This is a genomic window from Kribbella sp. NPDC051137 (genome assembly GCF_040682535.1).
Taxonomy (GTDB): domain Bacteria; phylum Actinomycetota; class Actinomycetes; order Propionibacteriales; family Kribbellaceae; genus Kribbella; species Kribbella karoonensis.
The window spans coordinates 894,849-907,595 of the sequence record NZ_JBFBBI010000004.1 but is presented as its reverse complement, the minus strand read 5'-3'; the positions used below and the strand labels follow the sequence as shown (position 1 = coordinate 907,595).

Annotated in this window: 17 protein-coding genes; 10 read left to right on the top strand and 7 right to left on the bottom strand. The window is 70.5% G+C overall.

Features of this window, described 5'->3' with window-relative positions:
• Positions 1–8: 8 nt before the first annotated feature.
• Positions 9–872 (top strand): SDR family NAD(P)-dependent oxidoreductase, encoded by an 864-nt coding sequence (locus AB0M51_RS25465; protein WP_363750715.1) that lies wholly within the window; start codon positions 9–11, stop codon positions 870–872.
• Positions 873–890: 18 nt separating this feature from the next.
• On the top strand, positions 891–1,364 hold the full coding sequence (locus tag AB0M51_RS25460; RefSeq protein WP_344194713.1) for a GNAT family N-acetyltransferase: 474 nt from the start codon (positions 891–893) through the stop codon (positions 1,362–1,364).
• Positions 1,365–1,379: 15 nt separating this feature from the next.
• Here AB0M51_RS25460 and AB0M51_RS25455 read toward each other — a convergent pair whose 3' ends face one another.
• Positions 1,380–2,192 (bottom strand): sigma-70 family RNA polymerase sigma factor, encoded by an 813-nt coding sequence (locus AB0M51_RS25455; protein WP_344194715.1) that lies wholly within the window; start codon positions 2,190–2,192, stop codon positions 1,380–1,382.
• A gap of 120 nt (positions 2,193–2,312) precedes the next feature.
• On the opposite strand from AB0M51_RS25455, the gene AB0M51_RS25450 reads away from it, so the two are divergent.
• A complete protein-coding gene (locus tag AB0M51_RS25450) occupies positions 2,313–4,235 on the top strand; it encodes an aconitate hydratase (protein ID WP_363750712.1) in 1,923 nt (640 codons plus the stop codon).
• Positions 4,236–4,258: 23 nt separating this feature from the next.
• On the opposite strand, the gene AB0M51_RS25445 is transcribed toward AB0M51_RS25450, so the two are convergent.
• Positions 4,259–4,699, bottom strand: coding sequence for an SRPBCC family protein (locus AB0M51_RS25445; RefSeq protein WP_344194719.1), 441 nt, complete (start codon positions 4,697–4,699; stop codon positions 4,259–4,261).
• 149 nt (positions 4,700–4,848) lie between these two features.
• On the opposite strand from AB0M51_RS25445, the gene AB0M51_RS25440 reads away from it, so the two are divergent.
• The gene (locus tag AB0M51_RS25440; RefSeq protein WP_344194721.1) at positions 4,849–5,148 is read left to right on the top strand and encodes a DUF1360 domain-containing protein; all 300 of its coding nucleotides are present in this window, start codon (positions 4,849–4,851) and stop codon (positions 5,146–5,148) included.
• 10 nt (positions 5,149–5,158) lie between these two features.
• Here the strand turns inward: AB0M51_RS25440 and AB0M51_RS25435 are convergent, their stop codons facing one another.
• Positions 5,159–5,410 carry a hypothetical protein gene (locus AB0M51_RS25435; RefSeq protein WP_344194723.1) on the bottom strand — a complete coding sequence of 84 codons (252 nt, stop codon included), beginning with the start codon at positions 5,408–5,410 and terminating at the stop codon, positions 5,159–5,161.
• Positions 5,411–5,531: 121 nt separating this feature from the next.
• Between AB0M51_RS25435 and AB0M51_RS25430 the strand changes: the two genes are divergently transcribed.
• Complete coding sequence (locus AB0M51_RS25430; RefSeq protein ID WP_344194725.1) at positions 5,532–6,548, top strand: DNA topoisomerase IB; 1,017 nt, start codon at positions 5,532–5,534, stop codon at positions 6,546–6,548.
• Positions 6,549–6,551: 3 nt separating this feature from the next.
• Complete coding sequence (locus AB0M51_RS25425) at positions 6,552–7,637, top strand: YbdK family carboxylate-amine ligase (RefSeq protein WP_344194727.1); 1,086 nt, start codon at positions 6,552–6,554, stop codon at positions 7,635–7,637.
• On the opposite strand, the gene AB0M51_RS25420 is transcribed toward AB0M51_RS25425, so the two are convergent.
• Positions 7,574–7,819 carry a CDGSH iron-sulfur domain-containing protein gene (locus AB0M51_RS25420; RefSeq protein WP_344194729.1) on the bottom strand — a complete coding sequence of 82 codons (246 nt, stop codon included), beginning with the start codon at positions 7,817–7,819 and terminating at the stop codon, positions 7,574–7,576. The two genes, AB0M51_RS25425 and AB0M51_RS25420, sit on opposite strands and share 64 nt — an antisense overlap.
• 42 nt (positions 7,820–7,861) lie before the next feature.
• Here AB0M51_RS25420 and AB0M51_RS25415 point away from each other — a divergent pair, with 42 nt between their 5' ends.
• Positions 7,862–8,827 (top strand): iron-containing redox enzyme family protein, encoded by a 966-nt coding sequence (locus tag AB0M51_RS25415; RefSeq protein WP_363750708.1) that lies wholly within the window; start codon positions 7,862–7,864, stop codon positions 8,825–8,827.
• 6 nt (positions 8,828–8,833) lie between these two features.
• Here the strand turns inward: AB0M51_RS25415 and AB0M51_RS25410 are convergent, their stop codons facing one another.
• The 3 genes from AB0M51_RS25410 to AB0M51_RS25400 form a co-directional block, all read right to left on the bottom strand.
• Positions 8,834–9,346 (bottom strand): GAF domain-containing protein, encoded by a 513-nt coding sequence (locus tag AB0M51_RS25410; RefSeq protein ID WP_344194733.1) that lies wholly within the window; start codon positions 9,344–9,346, stop codon positions 8,834–8,836.
• 228 nt (positions 9,347–9,574) lie between these two features.
• The gene (locus AB0M51_RS25405; RefSeq protein ID WP_344194735.1) at positions 9,575–10,798 is read right to left on the bottom strand and encodes a divalent metal cation transporter; all 1,224 of its coding nucleotides are present in this window, start codon (positions 10,796–10,798) and stop codon (positions 9,575–9,577) included.
• Complete coding sequence (locus AB0M51_RS25400; RefSeq protein ID WP_344194738.1) at positions 10,795–11,178, bottom strand: hypothetical protein; 384 nt, start codon at positions 11,176–11,178, stop codon at positions 10,795–10,797. Before AB0M51_RS25400 ends, AB0M51_RS25405 begins: the two co-directional genes overlap by 4 nt.
• Between AB0M51_RS25400 and AB0M51_RS25395 the strand changes: the two genes are divergently transcribed.
• From AB0M51_RS25395 to AB0M51_RS25385, 3 genes are read left to right on the top strand one after another with little or no spacing between them, the layout of a single operon-like run.
• Positions 11,177–11,584 (top strand): hypothetical protein, encoded by a 408-nt coding sequence (locus AB0M51_RS25395; RefSeq protein ID WP_344194740.1) that lies wholly within the window; start codon positions 11,177–11,179, stop codon positions 11,582–11,584. The two genes, AB0M51_RS25400 and AB0M51_RS25395, sit on opposite strands and share 2 nt — an antisense overlap.
• Positions 11,585–11,617: 33 nt before the next feature.
• Positions 11,618–12,073 (top strand): SRPBCC family protein, encoded by a 456-nt coding sequence (locus AB0M51_RS25390; protein WP_344194742.1) that lies wholly within the window; start codon positions 11,618–11,620, stop codon positions 12,071–12,073.
• Positions 12,070–12,552, top strand: coding sequence for a PPC domain-containing DNA-binding protein (locus AB0M51_RS25385; protein WP_363750704.1), 483 nt, complete (start codon positions 12,070–12,072; stop codon positions 12,550–12,552). The genes AB0M51_RS25390 and AB0M51_RS25385 overlap by 4 nt, the downstream gene beginning before the upstream one ends.
• Positions 12,553–12,747 lie beyond the last annotated feature (195 nt).

The window sequence follows — 12,747 nt, the reverse complement described above, 5'->3', positions numbered from 1 at the left end:
GTACGGTCGTGATCACTGGTGCCAATTCGGGGCTGGGGTTGCGGGCGGCGACTGTGCTGGCGGGTAAGGGGGCGCGGGTCGTGCTGGCCTGTCGGTCCCGGGAGCGGGGGGAGCGGGCGGCGGCTGCGGTTGGCGGGGAGCTCGTGGTGCTGGATCTTGCTGATCTGGCTTCGGTGCGTGCGGGGGCTGCGGAGATCCGGGAGCGTACGGGTGATCGGGTCGACGTGCTGATCGACAACGCGGGCATTCCGGCGGGGCGGTTGCGGCGTACCGTCGACGGGCACGAGTCGATCCTCGCGACCAACTACCTCGGGCACGCCGCGTTGACGTGGCTGCTGATGCCGGCGCTGCGTGCGGCGGGCGCGGCGCGTGTCGTGGCCGTGTCCAGCATTGCCCATCGTGGCAGGGGGTTCGACGTCGAGGATCTCAACTTCGAGCGGCGGCGGTTCCGGATGGCGTCCGCGTACTCGCAGTCCAAGCTGGCCGGGCTGATGTTCGCACTGGAACTGCAGGAACGTCTGCGCGGCGAGGGATCCGAGGTGATCAGCGTCGGCGCACACGCCGGCTTCACCGGCACCGAGATCGGCGCCGCGGGGGCCCGCAACCAGGGCCTCGGCGCTGTCGCGGGACCCCTCAACGCGCTGACGAAGGCGCTGTCCCAGTCGGTCCCCGAAGGCACGTTGCCGATCTTGTACGCCGCTACCGGCCCCGGCGTACAAGGTGGTGACTACTACGGCCCGCAGAAGTTCGGCGAGTTCTTCCGCGGCGTCGGCCCGGCCCGCCTCGACGCGCGGGTCCACGACCGCGACGTCCGCGCACGACTCTGGGACCGCACCGCCGAACTGACGGGCGTCCAGCCGGACCCCGCCTGACCGGCTATCGTCTCGTCGGTGACCCTGAGCGTGCGCACGTACGAACCCGACGACGCGGAACCGACCTGGGAGTCGTACTTCCACGCGGTCCGCGACACAGCCTCGAAGGACTACTCACCTGAGCAAGTCGCCGCCTGGGCGCCGGCCGAGGCCGACCTGGTGGAGTGGCACGAGCGCCGCGCCGCCGCGCACACCTTCGTCGCCGTACTCGACAGCCGTGTCGTCGGCTTCAGCGACGTCACCGACGACGGCCTGCTCGACATGCTGTTCGTGCACTCGGACGCCGCCGGCCGCGGAGTCGCCCGCGCTCTGGTCGAGGCAGTCGTCGCCAAGGCCCGCGAACTCGGTCTCTCCGAACTCCACACCCACGCGAGCCGAACGGCCCGCCCCGCCTTCGAACGCTTCGGCTTCGAAGTCACCCGCGCCAACGAACAGAACTGGATCCGCGGCCAGAACCTCCCCAACTACGACATGCGGCTGGAGCTGAGCTGAGTCCGGTGACGACACTCATCCGGCTCGTTCGCTGGTGTCGGTGGTCCAGGGGGAGAGGGCCAGTTGCAACTGGTTGAGGATCGCGCGCAGGCGGCGGGAGACCTGCATCTGGCTGACGCCGATCTCCGCGCCGATCTCCGCCTGGGTGCAGTGGTCGACGAACCGCCGGCGCAGGATGAGCTGATCGCGGTCCGGTAGCTTCTCGACCACCAGGCGGAGACTGCTCACCTGGTCGACCAGCTCGAAGGTGTCTCCCGGATCGGCGAGCGTGCGGCCGATGCTGACCACGCTGCCGTCGGCCGGCCGCGGTGCGTCCAGGGAGTCGGGCTGGAAGCAGCCGCGGGCCTGTTCCGCCTCGACCACCTCCGCCACCTCCACGCCGAGCGCTTCGGCGATCTCGCGGTGGCTCGGCCAGTGCCCGAGCTCGACGACGAGAGCGGTCTGGGCGGCGTTCACCCGGGTCTGGATCTCCTGCAACCGCCGAGGCAGCCGGATCGCCCAGGCCCGGTCGCGGAAGTGGTGCCGGATGCCGCCGCGGATCGTCGGTACGGCGTACGACCGGAAGTCGGAGCCGTCACTGGGGCGGTAGTTGCGGACGGCAATGATCAGGTGTTCGCAGGCGATCTGCTCGAGGTCCTCGTCGTCGACCCCGCGGCCGCGGTACCGCCGGGCCAGGGTCCGGGCGAGCGGCAGACCTGCCGCGATCGCCTGATCGAGAAGTTCTTCGCGCTGCCGTCCCCGGGCGGCGTGTGCGGAGCGGAGCAGCCGCTCCAGCCGGGCGGACTCGTCGGCGCGGGACTGGGACAGTGCGACCGGGCCACGTGACATGTGCGTTGTCCTGTCGAGCTCACCCCGGTCGACGCAGCACACTCTTGTACCACCACCGGGACGACGTTCGAGTACCCCGCCGTATGCGTCCTAACCCGGCGAGCGGGGTACTGGGGGGCCGTGAACGTCGCGCAGCAGCTGATCGCCTCGCACCTGGTCTCCGGTGATCCGGTACCGGGTGCCGGCATCGAGGTGCGGATCGACCAGACGCTGACGCAGGACGCGACCGGCACGATGGTGATGCTCGAGCTCGAGGCGATGGACCTCGACCGGGTCCGTACCGAGGTGAGCGTGCAGTACGTCGACCACAACCTCCTGCAGGCCGACGAACGCAACGCCGAGGACCACCGGTTCCTGCGCAGCGCCTGCGGGCGTTTCGGCGTGTGGTACTCCAAGCCGGGCAACGGTGTCTCGCACCCGACGCACATGCAGCGCTTCGGCCGTCCGGGCGCGACGCTGCTCGGCTCGGACTCGCACACCTGCGCGGCCGGTTCGCTCGGCATGCTGGCGATCGGGGCCGGCGGCATCGACGTCGCGCAGGCGATGGCCGGTGAGCCGTTCCGGTTCCGGATGCCGGAGATCTGGGGAGTCGAGCTGACCGGCGAGCTGCCGTCCTGCGTGTCGGCGAAGGACGTGATCCTGGAGATGCTGCGCAGGTACGGCGTCAGCGGCGGGGTCGGCCGGATCGTCGAGTACCACGGCCCGGGGCTGGCTTCGCTGTCCGCGATGGACCGGCACGTGATCGCGAACATGGGCGCCGAACTGGGCGCGACGACGACGGTGTTCCCGGCCGACGACGCGGTCCGCGAGTTCCTCCGGGCCGAGGGTCGGGAGGACGAGTTCACCGAGGTGGTGGCGGACCACGACGCGACGTACGACGTCTCGGACGCCATTGACCTGGCCGGCCTGGACCCCCTGGTTGCCACGCCGTCGTCGCCGGGCAACGTCGTACCGGTCCGGGAGGTCGCCGGGACCGAGGTCGGCCAGGTCGTGATCGGGTCCAGCGCGAATCCGGGACTGCGGGACTTCGCGATCGCCGGCGCGATGGTCCGCGGCCGGCAGACCGGTGCGGCGGTCAGTTTCGACGTCAACCCGACGTCGCGCAGCATCCTGGAAGACCTGACCCGGATGGGCGTGACGCTGGACCTGGTGCGGGCGGGGGCGCGGGTTCACCAGGCGGGTTGCCTCGGCTGCATCGGGATGGGGCAGGCACCGGCCGGCGGGACGAACAGCCTCCGGACGATGCCGCGGAACTTCCCCGGCCGCAGCGGCAGCGCGGACGACGCGGTGTACCTGTGTTCGCCGGAGACCGCGGCCGCGAGCGCGTTGAGCGGCGTCATCGTCGATCCGCGCGACTGGGCGCAACAGGATGCGGTCTCGTATCCGGCACTCGGGCTGCCCGCGCGGCACAGCGTCAACCGGGCGATGCTCGAGCCGCCGCCCGCGGACCCGGGCGAGCTGCAGAAGGGGCCCAACATCGGTACGTTGCCGGACTTCGACGGCCTGCCGGACCGGCTCGAGGTGCCGGTGGCGTTGAAGGTCGGCGACGACGTGTCGACGGACGAGATCTCCCCGGCAGGAGCGGCCGCGCTGCCGTACCGGTCGAACATCGCGAAGCTGGCCGAGTTCACCTTCCGGCCGGTCGATCCGGAGTACGCCGGCCGAGTACGTGACCTGGGCGACCACGCGGTTGTCGGCGGCACCAACTACGGCCAGGGGTCGTCGCGCGAGCATGCCGCGATCACGCCGAGATACCTCGGTCTGCGGCTGGTCGTCGCCCGCTCCTTCGCCCGGATCCACTGGCAGAACCTGGCGAACTTCGGCGTCCTGGCCTGTGAGTTCGCCGACGCCGCGGACTACGACCGGATCCAGGCCGGCGACGTGATCGTCGTCGACCGTTTGCACGACGTACTGCGGTCGTCCGAGGGGCTCGACGCCCGCGTCGGTGACCGGACCGTCCAGCTGCGCCATCAGCTGTCGGCTCGCCAGATCGACACGCTCCTGGCCGGCGGGGTGATCCCGCTGCTGCGCGGCCGACAGTGACCCGGTAGTGACCCGCTAGTGACTCAGGACTCGGTGGGCTGGTGGTGTTCGACGGTGGACTTGATCGTGGTCAGGGTGTGCTCGAGTTCGTCGTCGACCGGGGCGGCGGCGGTGGTGTGGACGCGGACGGTGAGTTTCGAGGTGCCGTCGGCGACGAAGCCGACGGTGAGCTCCCCGCCGTACTCGTGTGGGCCGTCGGTGCCCCAGCGCAGGGTGCGTTCTTCGTCCAGTACGTCGATCCAGCCGCCGCGGCGGCCGCCGCCGACGGTGACGTCGACGTCCTCGCGCACGGCCTGGTGCGGGCGCCGGGCCTCGGGTCCCTGAGCGGTGACGGGGGACTCCGCGGTCCGGTGGAGCGAGGTAAGCCACGGGAGGTACTCCGGCAGCCGGTCGACGTCGGACAGGCGGTCGAAGAGGATGTTCGGTGCGACGTCGATCGTGATCGAGGCTTCGTGCGCGTCCATGGAAGCACTCCTTCCCGAGACGGTTCCAGTACTGCTTCAGAACTCCTTCAGTACTCCGGGTGCCCGCTGCGACGGCCGGCAATCCCGCGTTTCCCGGGTGCGGGGGTGGGCACCGCGTCGGCGACAAGGGGTGATGCGCGACGACGAAGGTGTCCGAGTCGGTTCGTTCCGAGGCTGACGAGTATCGGCAGGGAGCGAAGCGGCCGCTGGGCGGCTACGCGGTCGTGATGGAGGACGTACGCGAGTCCGGATCGCTGCGGCACGCGGTGGGGGAACTGCTGAGCTGCCCGTTCTGCTTGGCGATCTGGGTGGCGACCGGGTTCAGCGCCGGGTTCCTGTTCGCGCCGAGCTTCACCCGTGTGATCGCGTCGGCTCTGACGGCGGTGGCCGGGGCCGACTACCTGCAACTGATCTACGCCTGCCTGCAACAGGCGGCCGAGAACGAATAGGCAAGCCTGATCAGCCGTCGGACGTGTCCTTCATGTGGCGCGCTCGCTGCTCAGCGCCGGTTTCGCCGGTGACGACGTCGTCATCACCTGCGACCCGTCCGACGAACTCCTCGTTGGTGCCCGTGCCGGTCGTGGTCGGCGTACCCAGGTCGGGATTCCCGCCCATCGCCCGGGTCATCGCCACGCTGCTGTCGGACGGCGCGTCCGCCTCGTTGACCTCGTGCGTCAGGCGCCACCGTTTGAACCTCTCCCAGATCCCCATAGCCCGCCCCAATCACTCGTAGGAGGTTCTGGTACCCGCCCACCTCCGGCCGAAAACGGCACGTTGCGCAGGTGTCCGCACGGGTACCGGTGAGCCGACCGACGAAGGGGGGACGAGGCCCATGCGACTGCGACGCAGTCATCCGGAGGCCGAAGGGTTCGGCCGCCGGCGATGCGGCCGCGGCTTCCGGTACGTCGATGCCGAGGGCAACGCGATCCACGACACCGACGTCGTCGAACGGATCCGGACGCTGGCGATCCCGCCGGCGTGGGAGGACGTGTGGATCTGTCCCTACCCGAACGGGCACATCCAGGCGGTCGGCACGGACCAGGCCGGTCGCCGGCAGTACCTGTACCACGACGACTGGCGTACGGCGCAGGACGCGGACAAGCACGACCGGGTGCGGCTGCTGTCCCGCAAGCTGCCGGCGTTCCGCGAGGCGGTCGACGCGGACCTGGACCGGAAAGGTCTCGACCGGCGGCGGGTACTGGCGGTCGCGTTGCGGATGCTCGACCACGGCGTGTTCCGGACCGGCAACACGCGGTACGCCGAGGAGAACGGCAGCCGCGGCGTGGCGACGTTGCTGCGCCGCGACGTCCGGGTCAGCCACGGCCGCCTGGTCTTCGACTTCCGCGCGAAGGGCGGGCAGCGCCGTACGGTCGAGCTCGACGACGACAAGCTGGTGACGGCGGTGCGGTCGCTGAAGCGGGGGCGGCACAAGAGCCCGCGGCTGCTGATGTTCCGCGACCGGGACGGCTACCACGAAATCGACGCCGTCCAGATCAACGAACGCTTCCAGGAGCTGGTGGGCGACGGCTTCACGGTGAAGGATCTGCGGACCTGGACCGCGACCGTGCACGCAGCGGTGGATCTGGCCGAGGCCGATCCGCCGGACACGAAACGCGAGCTGGACACGGCGGTGAAGGAGATGCTCGAGGACGTCTCGGAGCACCTCGGCAACACGCCGGCGGTGGCGCGTTCCTCGTACGTCGACCCGCGGGTCGTCGAGCAGTACGAGCGCGGCCGCACGATCGCCGGCACGGTACGGCGGGTCGGGGACGACCTGGAGGACGAGGAGACGCGCGCGGGCCTGGAACGGTCGGTGAACAAGGTGCTGGACGCGGACGCCCGGGAGTAGCTGATGGGTGCGGTCAACGATCTGTCGCTCGGGGCGGTCTTCGCCGGCACGGTTGCCGGAACCGTCGGGCTCGAAGAGGAACTGGTGCTGGTCGACCGCGGGAACTGGCTGCCGGTGGGAGCCGCCGACCTGCTGGCCGACGTCGACGATCCGCGGATCAAGCCGGAGCTGCCCGCCTGCCAGGTCGAGATCGCGACCGCGGTGCACCAGGATCCGTCCGCGGCCGTCGACGAACTGCGTCGGTGCCGATCCCTGCTGGCGAAGGCGTGTGACCCTGACCGGGCGGTGATCGCCGCACCGGTGCATCCGTTGATCGACGGACCGGTGGAGCTGTCGGCGACGGCGCGGGCCGGCGGCCTCGACCGGCGGTACCGGGAGGTGATCAGGCGACAGCTCGTGTCGTCGCTCCAGATCCACCTGGCGTTCGGCGACGCCGGCTGCACGCTGGCCGTCTACCACGCGCTACGCGACCTCTTGCCGGAGTTGGCGGCACTGGCGGCCGGCGCTCCGTTCGCCGGCGGGCGGGACACGGGCCTGTGCTCTGTTCGTCCGGTGATCGCGGGGCAGCTGCCACGTCAGGGCGTGCCGCCGATCATCGCGTCGTGGGCACAGCACGCCGACGACCTGGAGTGGGCGGCGCGCGGGGGTGCGGTGACGGATCCGTCGGAGTGGTGGTGGGAGCTGCGCCCGCACGTCCGTTTCGGGACGCTGGAACTGCGCGTTCTCGACGTACCGGCGACGACCGGTCGGACGGGGGCGATCGTTCGGTTCGTGTATGCGCTGGCGGCCGGACTGACCGAGCGGCATCACCTCGGAGAGCTGCCGGCACCGGCGCCTACCTGGCGGATCGCGGAGAACCGGTGGGCCGCGCTGCGCGACGGGGTCCACGGTGAGCTGTTGGACCTGCATACAGGAGTTGCGCGATCGACGCGGCGACGATTGCACGACCTCGTCGATGCCGCGGAGCCGTACGCACCAGGCGGGCTGGACGACGTACGAGGGCTACTGGACGACCCGCCGGTGGATCACTTCCGGGCGCTCGGCCCGCGCCGGCTGGTGCCGTGGCTCGCGGAGGCGTTCGGCGCCTGAGACGTTCCCCTGACCGGGAGGGTGTGCGTGCCGTCGCACAGCGGTGGGATCGCGCTCCGGCCGCAGCGGCAGAGCGCGATGGTACGGCGGTTGGCCGGCACCGGGTCGCCGTTCTCGTCCAGGAGTTCGAACTCGCCGCGGACCAGCAGCGGGCCGTCCGGGTAGGCGCGGATCTCTGTCATGTCCTCGCGGTACCCGCCTTTACGCGTGGGTACCGGTGCAGCATGCAGCTACCACCGGCCCGTGGGCCCCTCAGCGCCTGGATGGCCGACAGCCTCACGGGGGCGGATGCCGTTCCAGTCCCGGCCGTCGCGGCCACCGATCCGTATGACGACGACCTGCAGCTGGCGCTGTGGATCGCCTACGAGTTGCAGTACCGAGGTTTCGACGAGGTCGACCCCGACCGGCAATGGGATCCGGGAGTGATCGCCTTCCGATCGGAGTTGGAGCGGCCGTGGATCGACTGGCTCACGGCGAACTGCCCGGTCAGGCCGGGCACGCGACCCGTGGCCTCGCAACTGCGGTCGCTGATCGACAGCAACGACGGACCGCGGCTGGCGCCGTACCTGCGCCGGCATGCGACCCGCGAGCAGTTCCGGGAGTTCGTGCTGAACCGGTCCGTGTACCAGCTGAAGGAGGCCGACCCGCACAGTTTCGGGATTGCCCGCCTCGGCGGCGCGGCGAAGGCGGCGCTGGTCGAGATCGAGGCCGACGAGTACGGCGGAGGCCGGTGCGAGCGGATGCATTCGGAGCTGTTCCGGACGACGATGCGCTGGCTCGGCCTGGACGACGCCTACGGGCACTACGTTCCCGACGTTCCGGCGGTCACCCTGGCCGTGTCGAACGTGATGTCGCTGTTCGCGCTGCACAGCCGCTGGACGGGCGCGCTCATCGGCCATCTCGCGGCGCTGGAGATGACGTCCACGCGACCGAACCGGCAGTACGCCGCGGGTGCCCTCCGGCTGGGCGCCACCGAGGACCAGGCGCGGTACTTCACCGAGCACGTGGAGGCCGACGCGGTACACGAACAGATCGCGGCCCACGACCTGTGCGGGAGCTACGTCAAGGAACATCCGGAGGCGCTCGCAGACGTCCTCTTCGGAGCACGCTGCGCATTGACCGTCGACGACCTGTTCGCAGCACAGTTGCTGTCGAGCTGGACAGGTATGGAGGCGCAGAGATGCGGGTGAGCCGCCTCACCGCGCTGTGTGTTCGAGGGCGTGTGCGAGCGGAGCGGCGGCGTGCAGGGCGAGGACGTGGGCGGTTCTGATCGCTTCCGGGGCGAAGCCGTGCGGTGTGTCGGCGTACCAGGTCAGGAATCCGACGGTCCTGTCGACGGTGGCCAGGCGTGTGGTCAGGACGCTGCGTACGCCGAGTTCGGTGACCGGGCGGTTCCAGGCCGGCCAGCGGAGCTCGTCGGCCGTGTCGTCGACGAGGAGTTCGGGCGGGCCGTCGGGGCGGGCGAGGCAGGACCAGCACGGACCTTGCCGGACGGCGACCTGGACCTGGTCGGCTTCCGCTGCCTCGGCATCCGTCGACCGGCAGCGGCGCAGGGTCCGGCCGCGGCCGCAGACCAGGAGGCCGACATGGCCGCAACCGACCGCCGGGACCGCGAGGTCCACGATCGCGTCGAGGATCTTGGCCGGTTCGGCCCGGTCCTGTAGTCGTGCTGCCGTCTCCGCGAACTCCCGCGCGAGTTGACCGTGCATGGCGATGTTCCTCCCGATACCGGACGGTTGCCCGGTGCGCTGCTCGTACCGCCTGCAGGGCAGGACGAATCACCGATTGCGATGGGCAACGATGAACCGATGACGAGCGCGGGAACCCCGCGCTTCTGGAGGATTCGAGGTCCATCAGACGCCCTCTCCGGGCGTGTCGTCAAGCAGGAGTTCGTTGTCATCGGCACATCGTCCGCTTGACGGTGACCGGCACGCCCGTCAGTGTTTCAGTTCGCCGTTGTGGGTGACGAGCATCAGGATCGGGCCGGCGACCGCGACGACGCAGACGACGGCGTACGAGAGCCAGGCCATCGGCCGGGCGATGATGCCGCTGGCGTGTTCGCCCATCACCTCGCGGTCCTGCGAGGCCCGGACGATCGGGTAGAACGACAACGGCATCGCGACGGCCGACGCGATCACGGCGTACTCGGTGAGCTGGACCGGGTGGACGCGGGTCTGGACGATCGCGAAGCCGATCCCGGCCGCGGCCAGCATCGTCGCGAACCAGCGCGGAGCGCCGCGGATGCCCTTCGTCTCGCCCCACGGCCAGCGCTGGTGCTGGGCGAGTGCGTAGCCGCAGGAGAACGCGCTGTCGATGGTCGCGCCGGCGATCGCCGCGAAGGCGCCGACGACGGCGGCGTAGAAGGCGATCGGCCCGAGCTCGTGCAGTGCCTCCTGGAGGGTGGTCGCGAGGCTGTCGGGGGTCAGTCCGATCGGCATCAGTTGCTGCGCGGCGACGACGGTCAGGCTGGCCGCGATCAGACCGCCCAGCGGGAAGCCGAGACCGGAGTTGGCGCGGTTGACGGACAGGTCCTTGGTGGTCCATTTCTCCTCGATCGCGCCGGAGGAGTAGAAGTAGATCTCGTACGGCATGATGGCCGCCGCGATCATGCCGACCACGAAGTACCAGTACTGCGGCCCGCCGCCGCTGGGTACGAACCCGCGGCCGATGTCGTGCCAGGCCGGCCCGTGGTGGAACGCCGCGATCAGGTAGACGACCAGGCCGAGCCCGAGGTAGCCGAAGAGCCGCTCGATCGTGCTGAACGACAGCAGCAGGCTGGAGCCGACGATGATCAGCAGGCCGACCAGGGTGAAGAACCCCTCGTTCCAGCCGAGCACGTAGTGCAGGATCAGCCCGAGACCGCCGAGTTCGGCGGACAGCGTGATCAGGCAGACCGCGAGCCCGGCGACCAGGGTCGTCGTCGACAGCCAGCGCGGATAGCGGTCGCGGACCAGGTCGAAGTTGGCCTTCCGGGCGACGATCGCGACCCGGCCGCTCAGCTCCGCGAGCACGATGCTGACGATCACCCCGATCAGGATCGCCCAGAGGGTCCGGTAGCCGAAGAGAGCACCGGCCTGGCTGTTGAACACCAGTTCGCCGATGTCGACGAAGCCGCCGAGCGCGGCGATGATGCCGAGGGCAACGCTGAGGAGGCGTTTCATGAGGTCATCCGGGCTGCGTCGGCCGCGAGTCGCAGGAGCGTGGCGCGGGCGCTCTGCGCGAGCGAGGTGTCGTCGGGCCGGACGGCGATCGACCCGAGCGCGGCGCCGATCTGGTCGGCCAGCTGCTGCAGGTCGTTGTACCGGGGGAGCCGTTGGTCGTAGACGTTCTTCTCGATCTGGCTGGTGTCGTCCTGGAGTTCCTGGGCGTGCGTGCGGGCGAACGTCGGTCCGGCTCGGCCGGCCACGATCTCGCCGGCCAGCACCGCCCCGTCGACGGCGTCGCTCTGCAGGCTCTGCGCGTTCAGCTGCACGCGGTCGGCGGTCGACTCGCAACCGGTCAACGCGAGCAGGCAACCGAGGCCGATGGCAACGATCTTCATGAGCAGCCGGTTCCCTGCCGCCGGGCTGCGCAATCCGTTTGCCGCCGTGCGGCGCGGGCACCGGATCACGATGATGAGCAGAGCATGGCGAATGCTGGCCGCGGCGAGCCTGTTGGCGCTGGCGATGGCAACCGCGGCAACGGTGGGCGCGCAAGCAGCACCGTCACCGTCCCCGACGCTGGGCTCGACGAACTCACCCGCGCCGAACCCGCCGGGGTCGGCGGACTCCACTCCGCAGGACTACAACGGTGCCGTCTGGGTGGTCGTCGCCGTGGTGGCAGTGGCAGCCGTCGTCGGCCTCGGGACCCTGTTCCTGGCCCGCTCACGACGGATGGACCTCGAACCGCGCAGCCCACGCAACGAACGGCGGCGGGCCACCGGGGACCGGGCTTACCGGCGTGACTGACCGCGGCCGGTGGCAACGGGTACCGGGGGTTGCATGAGCGAGAACGAGTGTTTGATCGAAGCGAGCCCCGAGGACGTGTTCGCGGTGCTCATCGACGGCTGGTCGTACGCCGCGTGGGTGGTCGGCGCGTCCCGGATCCGCGAGGTCGACCCGTCGTTCCCGGAACCGGGCGGACGGATCCACCACTCGGTCGGGGCCTGGCCGTTGCTGGTGGACGACACGACGACGTCGCTGGAGTACGAGCCCGGCCGGCGGCTCCGGTTGAGCCTGCGGGTCTGGCCAGCCGGGCACGGCGAGGTCGAGTTCCGCGCCGACGAGACGCCGGACGGGTGCCGCCTGGTGATGACCGAGAAGGCGGTCAGCGGGCCGGTCGCGCTGCTACCGGCGGCCGTCGCCGACCTGATGCTGCATCCGCGCAACGCGGAGGCACTGCGACGGCTCAAGCTGCTCGCCGAGGGGCACCGACGGATGGATCGGAGGTCGACGTGAGCTGGAAGTTGCTGGAGCCGGCGGTCGGTGAACGGGTGTACGCCGTGATCGGCGAGCCGGGAGACGACGCGGTCGAGTTGCTCGGGCAGTTCGCGCGGGCCGAGGAGTTGACCGCGGCACAGTTGACGGCGGTCGGAGCGTTCAGTACGGCGACTGTCGGGTGGTTCGACCGCGAGGCGAAGGACTACCGGCGGATCGAGGTGGGGGAGCAGTGCGAGGTGCTGTCGCTGCTCGGCGACATCGCCCTCGGCCCGGACGGCCCCGCCGTACACCTGCATGCTGTGCTCGGTCTGGCGGACGGGCAGGTTCGCGGCGGGCATCTGCTCGCGGGCGAGGTCTGGCCGACGCTCGAGGTCATCGTGCGCGAGGCACCGGGATACCTCCGCAAGACCCAACGCCCGGACATCGGGCTGGCACTGGTCGACCTGGAGGTGTCCCGAGGAGGGCGGGCTGCGGGAGGCCGGGGGCGGCCCATTTGATGAACGACGACAGGACCAGCGGGATCGGGTAGACCGCGAGCCAGGTCAGCACGAACGACTTCCAGGTCGCAAACGCCCGGCTCAGACCGGTGCCGGCTCGGTGGGCGGTGGGGGTGGTTCTGTCGGTTCGGGCGGCTCGGTGGGATCCGGCCGGGTCGGGCTGGGCGGGACCGGAGGCTCGTACGGGTCCGGTGG

Coding starts and splice junctions, on each gene's coding strand:
- AB0M51_RS25400 (WP_344194738.1), bottom strand. CDS start 11,178: ATGAAGATCGTTGCCATCGGCCTCGGTTGCCTGCTCGCGTTGACCGGT.
- AB0M51_RS25410 (WP_344194733.1), bottom strand. CDS start 9,346: ATGCACGGTCAACTCGCGCGGGAGTTCGCGGAGACGGCAGCACGACTA.
- AB0M51_RS25445 (WP_344194719.1), bottom strand. CDS start 4,699: ATGGACGCGCACGAAGCCTCGATCACGATCGACGTCGCACCGAACATC.
- AB0M51_RS25395 (WP_344194740.1), top strand. CDS start 11,177: ATGAGCAGCCGGTTCCCTGCCGCCGGGCTGCGCAATCCGTTTGCCGCC.
- AB0M51_RS25420 (WP_344194729.1), bottom strand. CDS start 7,819: ATGACAGAGATCCGCGCCTACCCGGACGGCCCGCTGCTGGTCCGCGGC.
- AB0M51_RS25425 (WP_344194727.1), top strand. CDS start 6,552: ATGGGTGCGGTCAACGATCTGTCGCTCGGGGCGGTCTTCGCCGGCACG.
- AB0M51_RS25390 (WP_344194742.1), top strand. CDS start 11,618: ATGAGCGAGAACGAGTGTTTGATCGAAGCGAGCCCCGAGGACGTGTTC.
- AB0M51_RS25455 (WP_344194715.1), bottom strand. CDS start 2,192: ATGTCACGTGGCCCGGTCGCACTGTCCCAGTCCCGCGCCGACGAGTCC.
- AB0M51_RS25430 (WP_344194725.1), top strand. CDS start 5,532: ATGCGACTGCGACGCAGTCATCCGGAGGCCGAAGGGTTCGGCCGCCGG.
- AB0M51_RS25415 (WP_363750708.1), top strand. CDS start 7,862: ATGCAGCTACCACCGGCCCGTGGGCCCCTCAGCGCCTGGATGGCCGAC.
- AB0M51_RS25405 (WP_344194735.1), bottom strand. CDS start 10,798: ATGAAACGCCTCCTCAGCGTTGCCCTCGGCATCATCGCCGCGCTCGGC.
- AB0M51_RS25435 (WP_344194723.1), bottom strand. CDS start 5,410: ATGGGGATCTGGGAGAGGTTCAAACGGTGGCGCCTGACGCACGAGGTC.